The sequence below is a fragment of the Marinomonas sp. ATLA20 genome, from assembly GCF_057180105.1.
In genome coordinates this window covers 1-1,149 of the sequence record NZ_JBXUKU010000031.1, presented here as the reverse complement: position 1 = coordinate 1,149, position 1,149 = coordinate 1, and the positions used below count along the sequence as shown (strand labels likewise).

General features: G+C 45.0%; 1 protein-coding gene. It reads right to left on the bottom strand.

The features are described 5' to 3' along the window. Nucleotides 1-1,149 (bottom strand): VCBS domain-containing protein (locus AC2A4J_RS20290; protein ID WP_484177288.1); only part of this gene is annotated, 1,149 nt, incomplete at both ends.

The following is a 1,149-nucleotide window of genomic DNA, read 5'->3' as shown; positions in this document are numbered from 1 at the left end:
CACTGATGGTGCCGGTGATGGTCGCGTCTTCTGCCACCGCACCCGTTGCCGCTTCCGCGACTGGCGCGTCATTCGTACCCGTCACGGTAATAGTTAACGTTGTTTCAGAAGTACCACCCTTTTCATCCGTAACTAAAACAGGGATCTCAAGAACCAATTTTTCACCATCTTCTAAGCTATCGTATGAAGAAGCGTCGAACTCATAAACACCATTTGTACCAAGAGTTAGACCTTGAACTGTAGAAGTAGTAGTAAAGATTAAAGTCGAATCTGTTTGATCAAGATCACTCGCACTGATAATGCCAGTGATTGAACCATCCTCATAAACACTATCCACTTTAGCCTCAGCCACTGGCAAATCATTTGTCCCTGTAACAGTGATAGTTAATGATGTAATCACTGCCGCCCCATGATCATCAGTTACAGTGACAGGTATCGTAATTACCTGCTCCTGCCCCTCTTTGAGACCATCATAAGACGACGCATCGAACGTATAAGAACCATCTGCATTCAGCGTCAAACCTTTCACTGTAGACGTAGTACTGAACGTTAAGCTTGCGTCCTCAGGTAGATCCACATCAATGGCACTAATTGCTCCCTTAATGCTCGCATCTTCTTCTACACTCCCCGTTGCCGCAGTGGCAGTTGGAGCATCATTCGTACCGGTTACCGTAATAGTTAACGTCGTTTCAGAAGTACCACCCTTTTCATCCGTAACTAAAACAGGGATCTCAAGAACCAGCTCCTCACCAGCTTCTAAATTATCGTATGAAGAAGCGTCGAACTCATAAACACCATTTGTACCAAGAGTTAGACCTTGAACTGTAGAAGTAGTAGTAAAGATTAAAGTCGAATCTGTTTGATCAAGATCACTCGCACTGATAATGCCAGTGATTGAACCATCCTCATAAACACTATCCACTTTAGCCTCGGCCACTGGCAAATCATTTGTCCCTGTAACAGTGATAGTTAATGATGTAGTCACTGCCGCACCACGATCATCAGTCACAGTGACAGGTATCGTTATTACATCCTCCTGGCCCTCTTTCAAAACATCATAAGACGACGCATCGAAGCTGTAAGAACCGTCTTCGTTCAACGTCAAGCCTTCCACTGTTGAGGTCGTGCTGAACGTTAAGCTCGCATCGT